Origin of the sequence: Peribacillus sp. ACCC06369 (assembly GCF_030348945.1) — a bacterium.
In the GTDB taxonomy this organism is placed as follows: Bacteria; Bacillota; Bacilli; order Bacillales; family DSM-1321; genus Peribacillus.
The window spans coordinates 5,281,152-5,300,182 of sequence record NZ_JAUCEN010000002.1 but is presented as its reverse complement, the minus strand read 5'-3'; the positions used below and the strand labels follow the sequence as shown (position 1 = coordinate 5,300,182).

Below are 19,031 nucleotides of genomic sequence, written 5' to 3'. Positions count from 1 at the left end.
CGGGTGAATTGTATGGCGTGCTGTCATTTCTATATAACTTGGGATCCCAGGTTTCCAAAGGGCTGCCGTGCGTTTCAATTCAAAACATCAAACCTGCCCTCTCTTGAGGTCTTTCGTTCTTCAGGACAACCATGCTTGAAATTTCACTCCAAGCCAATTAAAAAGTAGGGATATGCAAGGTGTTTTCTTCTCTGATTTTTGCTATGCTAGTTATGAAAGTTTTGACCTGTAAATAGACGAGGTGGTAAAGGTGGATATTTCATCAAGACAAATGTTAGATAAAATCGAAGAGCTTGTTTTGAAAGCGAAACAGGCAAATTCAGAAGATAAGGTGCAGGGGTATGTAATTGCCATTAAGTCCCTTTGTGAAGTAATGGTTGATGAAAAGGCTGGGAACATCAGCATCCCGAAGCCAATCACATTGAGCCAGCCCGTTATGTCGGCTACATCGAATGTAGAACCGGTTAAAATGGAAGAAGCCAATGGGGAATCCTTGTTTGATTTTTAAATTAGAGTAGGGGAGCGAAATCATAGTGAAACTGTTCATCATTTTAGGTGCATTGAATGGGTTTATTGCTGTAGCACTAGGTGCATTCGGTGCACACGGACTGGAAGGGAAAATTCCTGATAAATATTTAGAAACATGGCAAACCGCTGTTCAATATCAAATGTTCCATGCGGTGGGTTTATTAGTGCTTGGTTTATTGGCTGGGAAGATTTCAAGTCCGCTAATCAACTGGTCCGGCTGGCTCATGCTAATAGGAATCATCCTTTTTTCCGGTAGTCTATTCGTTCTTAGCGTTACGCAAATCAAGGTCCTGGGAGCAATCACACCGCTTGGCGGAGTCTCATTCTTGGTTGCTTGGGTCCTAATGATCATTGCTGCATATAAATACTTGTAATGAAGACAGCTGATCTTCTTAGGTCAGCTTAATTAGAAAAGTCCCCCCAATAAAGAAGAGCCTCAAAATCAAATAGATTCTGAGGCTCTTCTTTATGGAAGTTTCTTCACCTTGGCGGATAGGTGGCAAGCCCAGCGCCTCCAAATGGATAGTCATATTCGATTTCCTCATCAAACGTTACATAATCTAAGTATACCATCGGAATTAAGTATCGTTTTCCCGTTTCAGGGTCGCTTATGATCAAATGATCGCGTCCTGCAGCCTCGATGATTCCTTTGAAGATCACTGCATTCCATTCCGTGTTGTTTTCAAACGTGGTATAAACAGTGGCTAATTTCCCTTTATTCAAACGCAAAATGTTCTCGATGTACGACGCTTCGACCGGTAGCATGCCAGGTATCTGTGGTCCGGAAGTGCCTCCGTTCATCATCATGGGCACTTGTTGTTGCGTGCCTCCATTCATCGTCATGGGCACTTGTTGTTGCGTGCCTCCATTAGTGGGCATTTGTGGCTGTTGGTATGCTTGCTGCTGGTAACCCTGTTGCGGGTTAGGATTCTGCTGCCGCAGGTTAGGCTCATTATTTTCATAGGGGTAATAGGGGCTTCCTCCGTACGGGTAATTACCATAAGGATTATTTTGTGACATTGCATTCCCTCCTAAAAGGTTTATTTGATTTTGTGGAATTTGGACAATCCGAGAGTGTGGAATGGGAGAAACAGTGCGATTTATAGCGACCGGTAGTTCTGGATAATCCCCGGGTGGCTTAAAAAACCACAATGAATTTGAGTGATACGTAACGGTTGCCGTTCATGATTTAAGTCGAACCCTCTTGTCTGCTAATGAATGGAAGTAACGTTCCTTCACCTCGCTGAAGTCAGGAAATTTTCCTGAAGCTGAATGGGACTGTGAAAAAATAAATTCATCACTATTGAAAATGTATGGGATATGCATTGGTTTTATTCCAAAGATGGGGAAAAATAAAAAGGAGTGGACGCAAAAGGAAAAAGCTTCCGGAAACCGGAAGCTCATCGTCTTATACGTATAAGAAAGAAGGTACGTTTTCTTCCGGCAGGATATTGCCTACAAAGAAAGAACCAAATGCAGCGTATCGTGCACTCACTTCATCAAAACGCATTTCATAGATCAATTTTTTAAATTGAAGGACATCATCCGCGAATAGTGTAACGCCCCATTCATAATCGTCAAAACCGACAGAACCGGAAATGATTTGTTTTACTTTACCGGCATAACTGCGGCCAATCAAGCCGTGGGAACGCATTAAGCCTTTGCGTTCTTCCATGGAAAGCATATACCAGTTATCATCTCCATCACGACGCTTGTCCATTGGATAGAAGCATACATGTTTCGCTTTTGGAAGTATCGGATAAAGTCTAGAACGAACATGAGGGTTCTGATAAGGGTCCTCACCATCTCCACTTGCCAAGTAATTGCTTAATTCCACGACGGAAACGTATGAATAAGCGGGGATTGTATACTCGGCAAGCTTCGTTTTGTTGAATTCATTTTCAATTATATTCAATTCTTCCATGGTTGGGCGGGCAAACATTAGCATGAAGTCCGCTTTTTGACCAACGATGGAATATAGGGCATGGCTGCCTTCGTTGTCGCTTTGTGTCATATTCCATTTATCCAGTAAACCTTGGAATTCTGAGATAGCCAATTGGCGTTCGTCACTTGATAAGGTTTTCCAAGAAGCCCAGTCGATCAGACGGAAGTCATGTAAACAATACCAGCCATCCAGTGTTTGTGCTGCTTCACTCATTACGATCACTCCTAAGTCTTATTATAACTTTAATATATCATAGTTTCAGTATAAGGAAATTTATATCAACCCGCAAACACCATCACTGTTTTTCGGTGTTCAAACAAATTTCAAATTTACGGAATGGTTGGTGACCAAAGTGGCTGGAATTTACCTAGCTGCTAGAGTATTCTTAAAAGAAGACGACTATGGAATTCTTGCCGAATGGTTAAATATAGGAAAAACAGGGGAAACGTATCTAAAAAAGGAGGAAGAGCCAGTGAGTGATTTATTTGAAATTTTGGAATCGAAAGTTATGGGGCATAATTTAAAGATCGTTTTTCCAGAAGGGTTGGATGAACGGATTTTGGGAGCGGCAGGCAGGCTTGCCAAAGCTAAACTGGTGACACCTGTATTGATCGGGGATATCGGGTTGATTCAAGAGAAGGCAAAGGATTTGAAAATCTCCCTTGATGCAATCGAAATATATGATCCGAAGAATTATATCATGATGGATGAAATGGTTGAAGCGTTTGTGAAGGTCCGTGAAGGTAAAGAGACTGATATACAAGCACGTGAAATCTTAAAGGATGAGAACTATTTTGGAACCATGCTCGTCCATATGAAACTGGCACATGGAATGGTGAGTGGTGCAACGCATTCGACTGCCGATACGGTTCGCCCCGCCCTAAGGATCATCAAGACAAAGCCAGGCGTCCAAAAAACATCGGGTGTATTCATCATGGTCCGGGAAGAAGAAAAATATGTCTTCGCGGATTGTGCGATAAATATAAACCCTGATTCCCAGGACCTGGCCGAAATCGCAATCGAAAGTGCGAAGACTGCACTAATGTTCGATATCGAACCGCGTGTGGCTATGTTGAGCTTTTCTACGAAGGGGTCGGCAAAATCACCCGAGACGCTAAAAGTAGTCGATGCCGTCGAATTGGCAAAAGAAATGGATCCTGAAATCATTTTGGATGGGGAATTTCAGTTTGACGCGGCTTTTGTTCCTTCGGTAGCAAGAAAAAAAGCACCGGATTCCCTTATTCAGGGGGATGCGAATGTTTTTATTTTCCCAAGCCTCGAAGCAGGGAACATTAGCTACAAGATGGTACAGCGCTTGGGTGGCTTCGAAGCGGTCGGCCCGATCCTTCAGGGGCTGAACCGTCCTGTAAATGACCTTTCGAGGGGATGCAGCGAAGAGGATGTATATAAGCTGGCAGTCATTACAGCGGCACAGGGGATTGTGGCGCAGTATCAATAGGCCGCTTGAGGATAAAAAGTAGAGGGAGATTCGTATGAGTGAAACAGATTCATTATTAATGCAACAAGAGTGGCGGGTTATTGATCAATCCTCCGTTGGACCTCAGTTTCCTGCTCTAGAGTCCTTTGCGATGGATGATACATTTTGCGCTTCCGTAGGGTCAGGTAAATCAGCAGCCGTAGCAAGAGCGTGGGTACACCATCGAACCATCGTCCTGGGTATACAGGATACGAAGTTGCCCTTCCTTAAAAAGGGTTTGGATCATTTAAAAGAACATGATCATCAGGCCATTGTAAGGAATTCCGGAGGGCTGGCAGTCGTGCTGGATGAGGGGGTCCTGAATTTTTCGCTCATTTTTCCTGAAAATGAGCGAAAAATTGAAATCAATCGTGGATATGATGCGATGTGGGAGCTTGTCCAATTGATGTTTTCCGATTTCCCAGTCACGATGGAGGCAAGGGAAATCGTCGGTTCCTATTGTCCTGGAAGTTATGATTTAAGTATAAATGGGCAGAAGTTTGCGGGCATATCCCAACGCAGGATTCGTAATGGCGTAGCGGTGCAAATCTATTTGTGTGTTAATGGAAGCGGGGCTGAACGTGCCAGTCTCGTTAAGGGTTTTTATGATGCAGCTAAAGGAAATGCAGAAACCAAATTCGTTTATCCTGATATCGTCCCTTCGGTAATGGCATCCCTTACAGAATTATTGGGCGTGCAATTGAGTGTTCAGGATGTGATGCTCAGATTCCTTCATGTCTTGAAGGAACATAGCGGAAAGATATTCTCTGACACTCTTTCTGTTCAGGAATGGCCGTTATATGAGGCATACTTGACAAGAGTGGTGGAACGCAATGATAAAGTATTCGATTCAATAAAGGATTGATATGCAAAAGGCTGTTCCTGTGTCAGGGACGGCCTTTTGCATGTAATACGACTTTAGCATTCACTGAAACTGTAAAAGGGACTGTATGATAGGCAGCAGAGGTATAATCACCGAACATCCTTGGACGATTTTATCCTTTTTTCTTGGCCATGAAAAAAAGAGCCTTGTTGGCTCCCTTTTTCGGATAAACATGGGTGAATGGCCTTTAGCATGTGGTTGATCTATGTAACTGAACCCCACATTATCAAATTACTCAGCCATTTTTTCCAAATTTCCATTCCGGTCCATCTTGAACTTAGTTGCCGGACGTTCCTCTTCTTCTAACAAGACCAGCTTTCTTGCTCGGTTCATGATATTCATCAAAGTTTCATAATCTTCCTGCATCAAGCCGCTGTTTTGTTCTAAGTGGCTGATTTTATTCTCCAAATCTTCGTTTCGCTTTTTCAGTCCTTTAATTTCGAGCTTCAATCTTTCATTTTCGGTTTTTAATACTTCGGCTTGAAGCATACGGCCATTCATAGATTCCAAATACGCGATGACGGTATCTAGGTTCATGGCTTTTTCCAAAGTTACTGGAGTGTTCTGTGGCTTAGGAGCGAGAGCTTCAGCCACAACGAATTCTTCTGCTGCTTCATAATTGGTGGTATCGACTTCGGATTGCAAGTCTAGTTCCTCTTCTTGTACTTGAGAAACCACTATGTCCGAAATCGTTGGGGACGGCGGTGTATAAAGAAGCCGTTTTTTCCCTCCTTGATCTTTTCCAAGAATCCTTTGCCGTTGCTTACGCTGTTTCTTGGCAAGGGATAGCGCTTTATCATAATTATGGCGGACAACTGCATTCCAGCGGAATCCGCATGCGGCAGAGGTGCGATTCAACTTATCTCCTACCTCTTCAAATGCATTTAGCTGAGTGCTGCCTTCTCGCACATGGCGCAATACCGTTTCTGCCAAAAGCAAATCATCTTCTTCTGTCCAGGCGTCTTGACGAACCTTCATTTCTACATACTCCCTTTCTGGTAACTTTTAAAATAAATAACTATATAAAATATCGTGTGGCAGTGATTTATGGAGTGTTCTACTAGCATTTTGGACAAAATTTGGATTTTTTATACAAAAAGGTTGAAAGGATACTAGTTTTTTGATTAATTACATCATTTGCTAGCGGCTGCCCTTTCCTTTTCACATCATCCAGCCCTCTTGATATTCATAAGTAGAAACGGTAAAATACCTTTTAGTCATATAAATGGAAAGAAAAATAGTTTGTCATGGAAAGGATGGTACCGGAGGATGTCCAATGAATTCAGAGTGTGTGATGACTGCTTGGCGGTAAACATCAAAACATTGATCCCCCGTCTTGAAAAGCTTGATCCCGACGCGAAAATTGAAGTGGGCTGTCAATCCTATTGCGGTCCTGGCAGAAAGAAATCATTTGCCTTCGTCAATAACCGTCCAGTTGCTGCACCGACAGAAGACGAGTTACTAGATAAAATCAATAAAAAACTAAAGTAGGATCCATGAGATATAGTTGGAGTGGATTGTTTGCTTTTGATAAATGGAACAAGCTGTTCATCACCCAGATTCAACAAACTGCGGTGATTTTTTATTTCCTTATTTTCGAGACTAAACCCGACGGGAACTTCCGTTTTCTTACAAAATGACCCCTCTTACTAGAAAGGGGAAAGTTAGGGTTTTTTGTCAAAACACGCTATAATGAGTGCATCGAGATTATGAAAAAGAGGGTAGTTCATGGAATATTCCGGCGAAAAATTACAAGAAGAAAAAGTATTCAAGGACCCGGTGCACCGATATATACATGTTCGTGATCGGGTTATATGGGATTTAATAGGAACGAAGGAATTCCAGCGTCTTCGAAGGATCAAACAGCTGGGAACGACTTATTTAACCTTTCATGGTGCGGAACATAGTCGGCTTAGCCATTCGCTTGGAGTATATGAGATAGTTCGGAGAATCGTCGATGATGTTTTCGAGGGCAGACCGGAGTGGAAACCTGAGGAACGGTTACTATCCCTATGTGCAGCCCTTCTGCATGATTTGGGCCATGGTCCCTTCTCTCATTCTTTTGAAAAGGTGTTTGACCTGGATCATGAGCAATTCACGCAGCAGATAATCGTCGGCGATACGGAAGTGAATAAGATCCTCCTTCGAGTAGGGCGTGATTTCCCGAAAAAAGTGGCAGAAGTCATAGCGAAAACCTATAAAGGCAAATTAGTAGTCAGCCTGATTTCAAGTCAGATCGATGCTGATAGAATGGACTATTTACAGCGTGATGCTTACTTCACTGGCGTGAGTTATGGACATTTCGATATGGAAAGGCTTTTGCGTGTAATGAGGCCCAGGGAAGAACATGCCGTCATAAAACAAAGCGGGATGCATGCGGTTGAGGATTATATCATGAGTCGCTACCAAATGTATTGGCAGGTTTATTTCCATCCAGTTACGAGAAGTGCGGAGGTCATACTTACCAAGATTCTACATAGGGCGAAACATTTATATGAATCCGGTTATGAGTTTGCTCAAGAACCGCACCATTTTTATTCATTGTTCAAGGGAGAAGTGACTTTAACGGACTATTTGAAAATGGATGAAGCGGTGATGCTCTATTATTTCGAAGCATGGGAAGAGGAAAACGATGCGATTTTAAAAGATTTATGCACTCGCTTCGTTAACCGTAAACTATTTAAATATGTGGAATTCCATCCATCGAACAGTCAAATGAACAGATTGATGGAATTAAGGACTTTATTCAAGAAGGCGGGCATCGATCCGGATTATTATCTCGTCGTAGATTCTTCATCGGATCTGCCGTATGATTTTTACCGGCCAGGTGAGGAAGAGGAGAGACTGCCGATTCACTTGCTGAAAAATAATGGCGAAATTCGGGAATTATCGCGTGAATCCGAAATTGTCGATGCAATTTCAGGAAAAAGAAGAACGGATCATAAGTTGTATTATCCAGCAGATTTATTGCGTGATGAATCTACGAAGAAAAATATAAAAAAACAGATTCGTAAGCTTTTGGAGCTATCGGATTAAAGTGGTACATTTTTGGTGAGGAGTGACGAGCCTTGTTTAAGGATCATGCAAACATTATCAATGCAATTTCTACTGCCGGTGAAATCTCGGGTCGGAAAAAATTACAAAAAATCGTTTATATCGCGAAGAAGCTGTCCTTCCCATTTCATGAAAAGTTTCAGTTTCACTTTTACGGACCATATTCGGAGGAGTTGACCTTGCGGATTGAAGAGCTCTGCGAAATGGGTTACTTGAATGAAGTAAGGGAAAAAAAAGCAGGGTATTATCAGTATTGTTATTCGATTACGGACGCCGGCCAGGATTTCCTATCCATCCAGGAAGTGGAGATGCCAGCTCTTGAGGCATGCTTACTGGATATGAACGAACAGAATGCCCGGTTTTTGGAGCTTGTTTCAACGGTGTTATACTTTGACACGCTTGAAAAAGAAGAAGTCACCGAGAAAATTTTCACGCTGAAAAGCAAACAAAAATATACGCTTGAAGAAATTGATGAGGCATATGAATATATTGAGCAGTTAAAAACAAAAGCTAAGCCGAATTGATGGCTTAGCTTTTCCCCATTATGTAAAGCTCATTGATCGCTTTTACGGACACCGGCTACTGCCAAGTGATTTTTTGACATTTCTTCAATGAAAATCGTAACGGCTTCAGCTGGTGCTCCAGTTGTTTCCGTAACGGCTGCAGTCACCTTTTCAACTAAAGCTTTCTTTTGTTCGTCTGTACGGCCTTCAAGCATTTTGACTGTTACATATGGCATCTCTCATTCCCCCCTTCCTCTCTCATCTTGTAGTGTTTCACAATGGAAAAATAATTGCAAGACACGGAAGTCAGAGTTTTTTCACTTCTTGCTCTTTTGATGTATACTAACGGTAATAAATATTGGGGGAGAAGCTATCAATGCAATTCTTGGAGCAAATAGAACGGTTTTTGTTTTATCCTTTGGAACAGCTTCCATATGTTATTGTGTCACTGTTAATCGCATTTACGGTTCATGAATTTTCACATGCTTATGTAGCCTATAAGTTCGGTGACCCGACTGCAAAGAATGAAGGAAGAGTCACATTGAATCCGATTTCGCATTTGGATCCGATCGGAACTCTGTTGATATTGATAGCCGGATTTGGTTGGGCGAGACCTGTACCGGTTAATCGTTTTCATTTCAAGAATCCAAAATTGGCAGGGGTGCTTGTCTCTTTTGCCGGTCCGTTCAGTAATTTGCTTGTTGCAATTTTGGGGTATTTGATTTTTTATGGGTTGCTGGCGGCAGGCGTTGGACCTGATTTACCGTTCTTCGTTCAGCCATTCTTCGAGGTGCTCATCAACTTAAATATCCTTTTGTTTGTATTTAATCTGTTACCGCTGCCGCCGCTCGATGGTTATAGGATCGTACAGGATCTTGTTTCAGCTGACTTGCGGGCAAAAATGACCCAGTATGAACAATATGGCTCACTGATTTTTTTGATTCTGATCATCACACCGCTGAGCAAGTATACAATTGGCCCGATTTTGAACAATGTTGTACCATTGGTAGGCGACGTCCTGAGTCGGTTCTTTACACTTTTTCTTTTTTAAACGATAGGAAATGACAAACCATAAAGGGGGATATAAACATGGAAGAACAACCAAAGAAAAAGGTAGGCTTCAATATTATAAAAAACGACCCTACAGAAGGTCATGGCGGATATGGAGCAGGTGTTTTAACGCTCGATAATATTTCTCCGGTCATAATCGATGTGGATGCAGGTGAAGCCGAGGTCGATATCGGCGCGATGCATGCAAGGAGTGCAGTGGAAAAAGGAATTAAATTTTTAAAGACTAAAGAAGAGGTCCCGAATGCCAAACCTTACTGGCTTGTTTGGGTGACCATTGAAGCCACTCAAAATGGTCCGCACTATGCAGGTGTGACAGCTTGTGAAATGACGGTCGACCGCTCAATTAGACGCGGTTATAAATCGCTTCCGGAGCATGTTAACCGGATGGATAAATCACTGAAACGGCAAATCATCGTCGAGGACATGGATGATAAATCCAAACGTATACTTGCAGACTTCCTGAAAAACCATGATGCAGGAATGTGGGAGCGCTCTTCTGCACTGCTCAAGGAGTCATTGACGGTTTGAATCTGATTTAATCGATGAAATGTTAGGTTTAGTGAAAAATTCACTTGTAGGAAACGGATAAAATAAGTAAACTTAAAGACAGCAGTTTAGACACTGTGGAACTAGGACAGAAAAACCCCGAAGCCGCTACCGGCTTCGGGGTTTTTCGTTATCCCCATGGTTTTAAGACTTTTTTGTACCACGGTGCCTTCTTTTGTTCTTCTCCTTTTGGGGCATGTTTCGGGCTTTCACCCTTAAAGTGCTCGGCACAGTATTCGACAGGTTCGGAGCCTTTAACATAATAAGTAAGTCTTGAGGCAGGACAATCCTTTGTTGCCAATTTTCCACTGACGGGATTCACGTTTACCCCGATTACGTTTTCCGTTTCCTTAAACGATTTTGCTGGTTTACCTTGTAGGCCCTTTTCCATATAAGAAGCCCAGATTTTCTTTGCATAGCCTTTTTCAGCAGGGTTCTCGATCTTTTTACCTTGATCATATCCAGTCCATACTCCAGCTACAAGCTCCGGTGTGTAACCAATCATCCAGCTATCCGTCGGGGTGGAACCTGATTTGCCGGCATATGGGCGGGTCAGCTGGGAGCTGATGGTGCTGCCGGTCACTTTCGTATAGCCATTTAAGGTTTCATCAAAAACCCCGGTAAGCATCTGAGTCATGACAAATGCCTTATCCTCATCCAAAATCTGTTCCGGTTTCTTATTTCCATCAAAAATCACTTCACCTTTTTGATTTTCAACCTTTTTGATGAACACGGGTTCAACCTTCTTGCCGCCGTTAGCCAGAATGCTGTACGCATTCACCATTTCAATCGCCCTTACACCTGACGTACCAAGTGCAAGGGATGGAACGGCATCCATTTTCGCCGTGATGCCGAAACGATGCGCTGTATCAACCAGGGTCTGTTCCCCAAGGAACAGGTGCGTTTTTACGGCGAAGATGTTATCGGAAAGAGCAATGGCCTGAGCCATCGTTATTTCGCCTTCCGCATATTGATGGTTGTAATTATGCGGTGTATATGACGAGTGACCATCATCGAAAGAAAATGTAGTAATCTCACTTTTTAAAGTGGTAGATGGTGTGAAACCATTCTCCAGCGCTGAGTAGTATAGCAATGGCTTCATCGTGGAACCGGGCTGGCGAACTGCCTGTGTAGCTCGATTGAATGGCGACTCCGCATAATCTTTACCACCGACCAGTGCACGGACTTCCCCGGTGTCCGGATCCATTGCCACTATCGAAGCTTGAATCCCTGAAGACTTGGGTATGGTAGTGGAAAGGACCTCTTCGGCAACATCCTGCTGGGTTTCATCCAGTGTGGTATAGACCTTAAGTCCGCCTAGCTCGATCGTCCGGTCATCTAAATGAAGCTGTGATTTTAAAGCCTGCTTGACCGCATCCTGGAAATAAGGAGCGGTTTTATTGGTGACCGTTCCGTGCTCGCCCTTTAATGTAAGGGATGTTTGCAATGCTTCCGCGATGTTTTTTCCTGAAATGTAGCTTTTGTTTTTCATGGCTTGCAGGACAACTTTCTGCCTTGATTTCGCTTTTTCAAAGTTATCCAATGGAGAATAATTTGACGGACCTTTTGGTATTCCGGCCAGCATGCTCGCTTCAGGAAGAGTCAAATCCTTGGCATCCTTGCCAAAGTAATATTGACTTGCAGCTTGGGCTCCATATGCGCCATGGCCATAGTAAATCGTATTTAAATAGCCTTCTAGAATTTCCTTTTTTGAGTAGTTCATTTCTAAACGTACAGTATAGAAGGCTTCATTGAGTTTCCGCGACCACGTTTTGTCATGACCCAGAAAAAGGTTCCTGGCATACTGCTGGGTAATGGTGCTTGCACCCTGGACTTTGGACATTGCTTTGATATCCGCAAGGATGGCACCGCCGATCCGTTTTATATCAAATCCATTATGAGTGTAAAATTGACGGTCCTCAACAGCGACAGTTGCTTTGATGAGCTGTGGTGAAATCGAATCCATTCCGGCCCAATAACGTTTCTGGCCATTATCGGTTTCCCCGATCACATTTCCGCTATCACTATAATAGAGAGTGGACTGCGGCACGACCAAAGGAGGCGGACCTAATATTTTTGCATAAATCAGTAAGGAGAGAAGCAATACAAAGAGTATAGTGAGCCCGATTGTGGCAAGGATAATGAAGGCCCGTACATATTTAGTTGTCCTTTTAAATCGTTCGCTTGGAATCAATTCCATTGCTTTCACCTCTCTTATCAGAAAAAGAATCTATTATCTATTACTATTATGGAAAAAAAAGAAATTTTTAAACATAAGAACTGCATTTACGAAATTTATCTTGCATTTCTGCTAGATTCGTCTATAATTTTTCTAGCTAATGACTATACCGATTTTGGGGAACCTATTAGGTGACTGACAATATGAAATGGAAAAGGAGCGTTAATAAATGAGCATTTGGTTTACTGAAAAACAAACAGAGAATTTTGGTATTACGATGAAAGTGAATCGTACTTTACATACGGAGCAAACTGAGTTTCAAAAGCTGGATATGATTGAAACGGAAGAGTGGGGCAATATGCTATTGTTGGATGACATGGTAATGACTTCACAGCGCGATGAATTCGTTTACCATGAAATGGTAGCCCATGTTCCTTTATTCACTCATCCTAATCCAGAAAACGTTTTGGTTGTTGGCGGAGGGGACGGAGGAGTTATCCGTGAAATCCTGAAGCATCCAAGCGTAAAAAAAGCTACATTGGTGGATATCGATGGGAAAGTCATCGAATACTCAAAGAAATTCTTGCCTGAAATTGCAGGCATGCTTGAAGATCCGCGTGTAGACGTACAAGTGGGGGATGGCTTCATGCACATCGCCAAAAGTGAAAATGAATATGACGTGATCATGGTCGACTCAACTGAACCTGTTGGACCTGCTGTCAATTTATTCACTAAAGGTTTTTATGCCGGGATTTCCAAAGCTTTGAAAGAAGATGGGATTTTTGTGGCACAATCAGACAATCCTTGGTTTAAAGCAGACTTAATTCGTGATGTACAACGTGATGTAAAAGAAATATTCCCAATCACTAGCCTTTATTTAGCGAATATCCCGACGTATCCAAGCGGCCTTTGGGCGTTCACGATCGGGTCGAAAAAATATAATCCATTAGAAGTGACGGAAGACCGTTTTCATGAAATCGAAACGAAATATTATACAAAAGAACTTCATAAAGCAGCTTTCGTTCTGCCTAAATTCGTTCAAGATTTAGTGAAATAAGGGAGGCGTGGACCATGAAATTCGATGAAGCCTATTCAGGCAATGTATTCATTAAAAGCCACCCAGTTTTTGAAGAATCTGAAGCTGTGCTATACGGTATGCCGATGGACTGGACCGTAAGTTTCCGTCCTGGTTCCCGCTTCGGCCCTACCCGGATTCGAGAAGTTTCGATTGGTTTGGAAGAGTACAGCCCATATTTAGATCGTGAATTAGAAGAAGTTAAATTCTTTGATGCCGGAGATATCCCATTACCATTTGGTAATCCGCAGCGCAGCATCGATATGATTGAAAAATTTGTCGACAGCTTGTTGGATGCAGGTAAGTTCCCAATGGGGATGGGAGGCGAACACCTTGTCACATGGCCTGTCATCAAAGCCATGTACAAAAAGTATCCCGATATGGCCATCATCCATATGGATGCCCATACAGATTTACGTGAGGATTATGAGGGAGAACCACTTTCCCATGCTTCCATCATCCGCAAATCCGCGGAGCTTATCGGTCCGAAAAATGTATACTCTTTCGGCATCCGTTCCGGTTTGAAGGAAGAATTCCAATGGGCAAAAGAAAACGGCATGCACATCTCTAAATTTGAAGTTCTTGAACCTCTTAAAGAAGTACTGCCGCAGTTAGCAGGGCGTCCTGTATATGTAACGATCGACATCGATGTTCTTGATCCAGCGCATGCGCCAGGAACGGGCACCGTAGATTGTGGGGGCATCACTTCAAAAGAGCTTTTAGCTTCGATTCATGAGATAGCCCGATCTGAAATTAATGTAGTCGGCTGCGATTTAGTTGAAGTTGCACCGATTTATGACCCATCCGAGCAGACAGCGAACACGGCGAGCAAGCTGATTCGCGAAATGATTTTAGGTTGGGTTCAAAAAGGTTAATGGATGGAAGACTTGACTGTTCCTGTTTTTTAGCAGGAATGGTCTTTTTTTATCCATCCCTGAAAAGAATTTACACCTGATTGACTCTTTTTTAATTCCACCCAATGGAGTCATTATTGCGTTAAAATCAAATGAATTGCAACAAGATGATTTCGACAGTTTATCCTCAATTTTTTGGAATTACATTTTATTTTCCGCTCCAAGTTGAAACTTCCTTGAAGAGTATTTATACTTATAAAGTTAAGAACGACATGATGAAGGAAGTGTAGCTTTGACTCTTCATGATATAGATAAGCATGCTATTAAAGTGACTTTACAGACAAAAATCAAGCATGGCTCAGAAACCGAAACGTATGAGCTGGTCACATTTGGTACAAAAATGTATAAAGGTTCAGATTTATATTTGCAATATAAAGAGGAAAGTGAAGTCGGTCAAACACAAACGACCATCAAGCACAAAAAGGATGAAACGATCCTGCTTAGAAATGGTGCCATTAAAATGAGGCAGCTTTTCCGCCTACAGGAAGCGACAAATGGACATTATGAAAGTATATATGGCAGGTTAGGGTTACGGACGACCACGAAGAAAATTCATCATCAATGGGATGAGCAGTCCAAACAAGGGAAACTTGTTCTTAAATATACGTTACATATGCAGGGAAGCGAACCCGGTCAATATGAGATGACGATTTCCTATAAGGAGGAAGCATAGCACATGAATATAGTAAAAGAGGTACAGGAAAAACTGAAAGAAGAAATTAAAGCGGCGGTCATTAAAGCTGGTTTAGCAACGGAAGAGCAGATTCCAAATGTTGTATTGGAACTTCCAAGAGATAAAACACACGGAGATTACTCCACGAATATGGCCATGCAATTAACGAAGGTTGCAAAGAAAGCACCCAAAATGATAGCAGAAGCAATCATCGAAAACTTTGACAATTCAAAAGCGTCCATTGAAAAAATAGAAATTGCAGGACCAGGTTTCATAAACTTCTACATGAATAATTCTTATTTGACAGAATTGATTCCTGTCATTTTGAAAGTGGATGGAGCATATGGGGAAAGTGACTTTGGAAAAGGTGAAAAAATCCAAGTGGAGTTCGTTTCCGCGAACCCGACCGGTGATCTCCATCTAGGTCATGCCCGTGGTGCAGCAGTAGGTGATACGTTATGTAATATCCTGTCTAAAGCAGGTTATGATGTTTCACGTGAATACTACATCAATGATGCAGGTAATCAAATCAATAATTTGGCCATTTCCATAGAAGCCCGTTATTTCCAGGCACTTGGCCTCGAAAAGGATATGCCTGAGGGCGGTTATCATGGCGAAGATATCATTGGAATCGGTAAAACGCTCGCAAGTGAATATGGGGATAAATATGTAAATGCGGATGAAAAGGAACGTTTTGAATTTTTCCGTGAGTACGGCTTGAAATATGAAATGGAAAAATTGAAAACGGACTTGGGAAATTTCCGTGTCGGATTTGATGTATGGTACTCGGAAACATCCCTATATGAAGACGGTAAAATTGATGAAGCCCTCAAAGTGTTGAGGGAAAGGGGCCATGTCTATGAGGAAGAAGGGGCTACATGGTTCCGCTCTACGGAATTAGGCGATGATAAGGACCGGGTGCTTATTAAACAGGATGGGTCTTACACATATCTGACACCTGATATTGCCTATCACCGGAATAAATTGGAGCGCGGCTTTGAAACGTTGATCAATATCTGGGGTGCGGACCACCACGGCTATATCCCGCGTATGAAAGCAGCGATCGAAGCGTTAGGGTACAAACGTGAGCAGCTTGAAGTGGAAATCATCCAGCTTGTTCACCTGTACAAGGATGGCGAGAAAATGAAGATGAGTAAGCGTACTGGTAAAGCAGTTACGATGCGTGATCTTATTGAGGAAGTAGGACTGGATGCAACACGTTATTTCTTTGCGATGAGAAGTGCGGATACTCATATGGACTTCGATTTGGATCTTGCGGTATCACAATCCAATGATAACCCGGTTTATTATGCACAATATGCTCACGCCCGCATTTCCAGCATTTTACGCCAAGGTGTGGAACAAGGGATCAGCTATGAAGGAATCACTGATTTCTCTTCCCTTTCTACTGAAAAAGAAGTGGAGCTTTTGAAGAAGTTAGGTGAATTCCCGCAGGCAATAGCGGAAGCAGCCGAAAAACGTATGCCTCACCGCATGACGAATTATATATTCGACCTCGCTTCCACATTCCACAGCTTCTACAATGCCGATAAGGTTTTGGATGTTGAAAAGTTGGAGAGAAGTAAGGCACGTCTAGGACTGGTTAAATCCGTCCAAATTACTTTAAAGAATGCATTAGCTATAATCGGGGTTTCGGCACCGGAAAAAATGTAATGGAAAAAGCGGCTGTTTCTAGCGAAACAGCCGCTTTTTTTTTTTAGGTTAATTAGCACTCGACTGCACCGCCGCTCACCCTTTTTACACTACGAACCTTAGATATATCTTCAATCAGCTGCAGCATTGCCCGGTCCTTCATCTTGGCCTCGATCATGAAATCCACGTCCTGTCCAAGCTCTTTAAGAACTTTAAAAAGGGGCATGATAAAGTCCAAATCGATATAATCTGCATGCGAGCGAAATTCACCTGCCGATTTTGGGGATGAAATATGAATCTTTGGTACCGCCCCTGCCTGACTCCAAGTGGTGAACACCTCGGTGAGCAGCTCGTTAAGCGGCTCATCTGAAAGGTTTGCGAGATGATGGTGGTAATCGAATACAAGTGGGATGCCTTCCCTTGTACATACGCTCAGTGTTTCAGATGCTGTATACGTTTTATCATCATTCTCCAAAGTCATTCTTTCCTTGACATGCATAGGAAGCGATTTAAGGTTGTCATGAACCCTTACTATGGCGGACTCTTTATCACCATAGGCCCCACCGACATGGATATTGATGAAAGAGGTGTCCGCAATGCCCATTGCTTCCAGCATTTTATAATGGAACTCCATATCTTTTACGGCATTTTGTGTAATCTCGGGTTTAGGGCTGGTAAACAGCGTAAACTGATTGGGGTGAAAACTGACCCTCATCTTGTGTGCAGTAACCCAATCCCCAAGCTGTTTCCACTCTTTTTTAAAAGGAGTCACGAAATCCCATTCTATTTCGGGATGTGTGGCTAAAGGCACAATGGAACTGGACATCCGGTATATTTCTACTTGGTGGGCGGTGTTATATTGAAGGACCCTTAAGGTATTTTCAATGTTCTGCCGTGTCACACTCAGGAGTTTTTCCATCCCTTTTTCCGTGCCAAGTGTGCTATATCGCTTGAAAGTAAGTGTTTTAGCTGGAGAAGCTTCCCATAAACAGGTGGCGTTGGATACGAAACCAAATCTTATTTTCATTATATTTTTCTCCTTGAACAACGGGATTTCAAAGAAAAGGGGAAAGGATGGAAGCCAACGATTCTTTTACTGAACGGACTACATTCATGGAGGATAGCGCGTCCCCGCTTAATGGCTTGGATTCAGCTAGGTCGACCGCCAATTCCTTTTCTACATCTCTTATGAATGTCGGGTCAAATACCAGACAATTGATTTCACTATTTAAAAAACAACTGCGTTTATCAAAATTAGCCGTACCGATATCACAGATTGTATCATCAATCAGTATCACTTTGGAATGGTAGAACCCTTTTTGAAATTGCATGATTTCTGCCCCTTCTTTTAATAGTACCCGAAAGTAGGGAAAGGAAGCTTCCTTGACAAGGGCATGGTCTGAATTTTCGGGCACGATGACCGTAACGGAAACATTGCGTGCAAGGGCTTCCCTTAATTCGTGAAATAAAGTTTCACTGGGAATGAAGTATGGAGTCCCGATAATGATCTTTTTATTGGCTTGCTGTATCAATCGTGTCATGGACAATTCAAGATCACTTCCATTCATGACGACAACCTGATTTGCCTGCGACCCAGGATTCAGTGTCGGGAAATAGGCAGGTGTTCCCCTGTAATCCTCGTTTGTATCATGGAACCAATCCGTGAGGAAGACTTCCTGAAGGTCCTTGACCCCCTCTCCGGTCATTTTCAAATGATAATCTCTCCAAGGGTTCAGCTTCTCCCCTTGGTTTATATATTCCTTACCGATATTAAAGCCGCCAAGATAGCCGATTTTGCCGTCTATCACTGTAATTTTACGGTGGTTTCTTTTTTGTATTGTATAGAAAAGGAAGGGGAGTTTCGGTTTAAAGCTAAAAGAAAAATGAACGCCGCTTTTAGTTAGTTCCTGAATGGATTTACGGGACATCTTTTTACCTCCTACCCAATCGACTAAAAGCCGCACTTCCACGCCCTCTTCCGCTTTTGATTGCAGTAAATTCAAAAAGTCCTTGCTGAATTTATCATTTTTTACAATATAAAAAAGGATATGGATGGAATCCTTAGCTTGCTTGACCTCTTTCATAAAATCATCAAACAGGATTTTCCCTGAAGTGAATACAGTCATGTCACTGTTCCGAGGCGGATATTTAACGGTGGTTGCCTGTTTCATATAACGCTTATGCCCTAACTTAAGATCAACCCAGCACCAAGTGAAGATCAATAAAAATATAGAGGCAAGCTTAGTGATTATTTTCAAAAAAAATCCCCCCTAAATGATTTCATTTTAGTTTGGCTCAAATTCCCTGTTAGTAACCATTAAAAAGCGGGGGAAAAGGTCCTCATTTTTTTTAGAATACAGAAGGGGAATTTACGGAATTGTCGAATTATACATTAAAGTGCATAAAACTAAATTTTTTTTAGAAAGAAAAAAGTTGACTGAATGCTCATTCATTATATAATGGAATTAATCAAATTTCAGAAAAATGCCATTTTTCTATTTTATTTAAATGGTTACCTGGCATTTACAAT

At 42.2% G+C, this 19,031-nt stretch carries 20 protein-coding genes; 13 read left to right on the top strand and 7 right to left on the bottom strand.

Going from position 1 to position 19,031, the window contains the following annotated elements; translation table 11 throughout:
• Positions 1-241: 241 nt before the first annotated feature.
• The gene (locus QUF78_RS26885) at positions 242-508 is read left to right on the top strand and encodes a YwdI family protein (RefSeq protein ID WP_353957932.1); all 267 of its coding nucleotides are present in this window, start codon (positions 242-244) and stop codon (positions 506-508) included.
• A gap of 25 nt (positions 509-533) precedes the next feature.
• On the top strand, positions 534-902 hold the full coding sequence (locus QUF78_RS26880) for a DUF423 domain-containing protein (RefSeq protein ID WP_054398573.1): 369 nt from the start codon (positions 534-536) through the stop codon (positions 900-902).
• A gap of 106 nt (positions 903-1,008) precedes the next feature.
• Here the strand turns inward: QUF78_RS26880 and gerQ are convergent, their stop codons facing one another.
• Complete coding sequence (gerQ, locus tag QUF78_RS26875) at positions 1,009-1,548, bottom strand: spore coat protein GerQ (RefSeq protein ID WP_289327083.1); 540 nt, start codon at positions 1,546-1,548, stop codon at positions 1,009-1,011.
• A gap of 388 nt (positions 1,549-1,936) precedes the next feature.
• Positions 1,937-2,686, bottom strand: coding sequence for a hydrogen peroxide-dependent heme synthase (gene hemQ, locus QUF78_RS26870; RefSeq protein WP_289327082.1), 750 nt, complete (start codon positions 2,684-2,686; stop codon positions 1,937-1,939).
• 259 nt (positions 2,687-2,945) lie between these two features.
• On the opposite strand from hemQ, the gene pta reads away from it, so the two are divergent.
• Complete coding sequence (gene pta, locus QUF78_RS26865; protein ID WP_289327412.1) at positions 2,946-3,932, top strand: phosphate acetyltransferase; 987 nt, start codon at positions 2,946-2,948, stop codon at positions 3,930-3,932.
• Positions 3,933-3,966: 34 nt separating this feature from the next.
• Positions 3,967-4,815, top strand: a complete 849-nt coding sequence (gene lipL, locus QUF78_RS26860; protein WP_289327081.1) for an octanoyl-[GcvH]:protein N-octanoyltransferase — start codon at positions 3,967-3,969, stop codon at positions 4,813-4,815.
• 249 nt (positions 4,816-5,064) lie between these two features.
• Here lipL and QUF78_RS26855 read toward each other — a convergent pair whose 3' ends face one another.
• Entirely contained in the window at positions 5,065-5,811 is a 747-nt protein-coding gene (locus QUF78_RS26855) for an RsfA family transcriptional regulator (protein ID WP_289327080.1), read from the bottom strand.
• Between the two features lie 291 nt (positions 5,812-6,102).
• Here QUF78_RS26855 and QUF78_RS26850 point away from each other — a divergent pair, with 291 nt between their 5' ends.
• The 3 genes from QUF78_RS26850 to QUF78_RS26840 all read left to right on the top strand — a co-directional run bounded on the left by QUF78_RS26850 (position 6,103) and on the right by QUF78_RS26840 (position 8,411).
• The gene (locus QUF78_RS26850) at positions 6,103-6,324 is read left to right on the top strand and encodes a YuzB family protein (protein ID WP_048683566.1); all 222 of its coding nucleotides are present in this window, start codon (positions 6,103-6,105) and stop codon (positions 6,322-6,324) included.
• Between the two features lie 237 nt (positions 6,325-6,561).
• Positions 6,562-7,869 (top strand): HD domain-containing protein, encoded by a 1,308-nt coding sequence (locus QUF78_RS26845; protein ID WP_148358379.1) that lies wholly within the window; start codon positions 6,562-6,564, stop codon positions 7,867-7,869.
• Positions 7,870-7,901: 32 nt separating this feature from the next.
• On the top strand, positions 7,902-8,411 hold the full coding sequence (locus QUF78_RS26840) for a YwgA family protein (RefSeq protein WP_076368383.1): 510 nt from the start codon (positions 7,902-7,904) through the stop codon (positions 8,409-8,411).
• Between the two features lie 29 nt (positions 8,412-8,440).
• On the opposite strand, the gene QUF78_RS26835 is transcribed toward QUF78_RS26840, so the two are convergent.
• Positions 8,441-8,626: a 2-hydroxymuconate tautomerase gene (locus QUF78_RS26835; protein WP_061465772.1), complete on the bottom strand. Its 186-nt coding sequence runs from the start codon at positions 8,624-8,626 to the stop codon at positions 8,441-8,443.
• A 140-nt stretch (positions 8,627-8,766) separates the two neighbouring features.
• Here QUF78_RS26835 and QUF78_RS26830 point away from each other — a divergent pair, with 140 nt between their 5' ends.
• Complete coding sequence (locus tag QUF78_RS26830) at positions 8,767-9,441, top strand: site-2 protease family protein (RefSeq protein ID WP_289327079.1); 675 nt, start codon at positions 8,767-8,769, stop codon at positions 9,439-9,441.
• Positions 9,442-9,479: 38 nt separating this feature from the next.
• Positions 9,480-9,989: a YwhD family protein gene (locus QUF78_RS26825; RefSeq protein WP_289314279.1), complete on the top strand. Its 510-nt coding sequence runs from the start codon at positions 9,480-9,482 to the stop codon at positions 9,987-9,989.
• 148 nt (positions 9,990-10,137) lie between these two features.
• On the opposite strand, the gene QUF78_RS26820 is transcribed toward QUF78_RS26825, so the two are convergent.
• Positions 10,138-12,207: a transglycosylase domain-containing protein gene (locus QUF78_RS26820; RefSeq protein ID WP_289327078.1), complete on the bottom strand. Its 2,070-nt coding sequence runs from the start codon at positions 12,205-12,207 to the stop codon at positions 10,138-10,140.
• Positions 12,208-12,415: 208 nt separating this feature from the next.
• On the opposite strand from QUF78_RS26820, the gene speE reads away from it, so the two are divergent.
• The 4 genes from speE to argS all read left to right on the top strand — a co-directional run bounded on the left by speE (position 12,416) and on the right by argS (position 16,522).
• On the top strand, positions 12,416-13,243 hold the full coding sequence (gene speE / locus QUF78_RS26815; protein WP_053348438.1) for a spermidine synthase: 828 nt from the start codon (positions 12,416-12,418) through the stop codon (positions 13,241-13,243).
• A gap of 14 nt (positions 13,244-13,257) precedes the next feature.
• The gene (speB, locus tag QUF78_RS26810) at positions 13,258-14,136 is read left to right on the top strand and encodes an agmatinase (protein ID WP_289327077.1); all 879 of its coding nucleotides are present in this window, start codon (positions 13,258-13,260) and stop codon (positions 14,134-14,136) included.
• A 271-nt stretch (positions 14,137-14,407) separates the two neighbouring features.
• The gene (locus QUF78_RS26805) at positions 14,408-14,848 is read left to right on the top strand and encodes a YwiB family protein (protein ID WP_289314282.1); all 441 of its coding nucleotides are present in this window, start codon (positions 14,408-14,410) and stop codon (positions 14,846-14,848) included.
• A gap of 3 nt (positions 14,849-14,851) precedes the next feature.
• Positions 14,852-16,522 (top strand): arginine--tRNA ligase, encoded by a 1,671-nt coding sequence (gene argS, locus QUF78_RS26800; protein ID WP_289327076.1) that lies wholly within the window; start codon positions 14,852-14,854, stop codon positions 16,520-16,522.
• A 52-nt stretch (positions 16,523-16,574) separates the two neighbouring features.
• Here the strand turns inward: argS and uvsE are convergent, their stop codons facing one another.
• Together uvsE and cls are read right to left on the bottom strand one after the other, a co-directional pair.
• Entirely contained in the window at positions 16,575-17,528 is a 954-nt protein-coding gene (gene uvsE / locus QUF78_RS26795; RefSeq protein ID WP_289327075.1) for a UV DNA damage repair endonuclease UvsE, read from the bottom strand.
• A 28-nt stretch (positions 17,529-17,556) separates the two neighbouring features.
• Positions 17,557-18,759 (bottom strand): cardiolipin synthase, encoded by a 1,203-nt coding sequence (gene cls, locus QUF78_RS26790; protein WP_289327074.1) that lies wholly within the window; start codon positions 18,757-18,759, stop codon positions 17,557-17,559.
• Positions 18,760-19,031 lie beyond the last annotated feature (272 nt).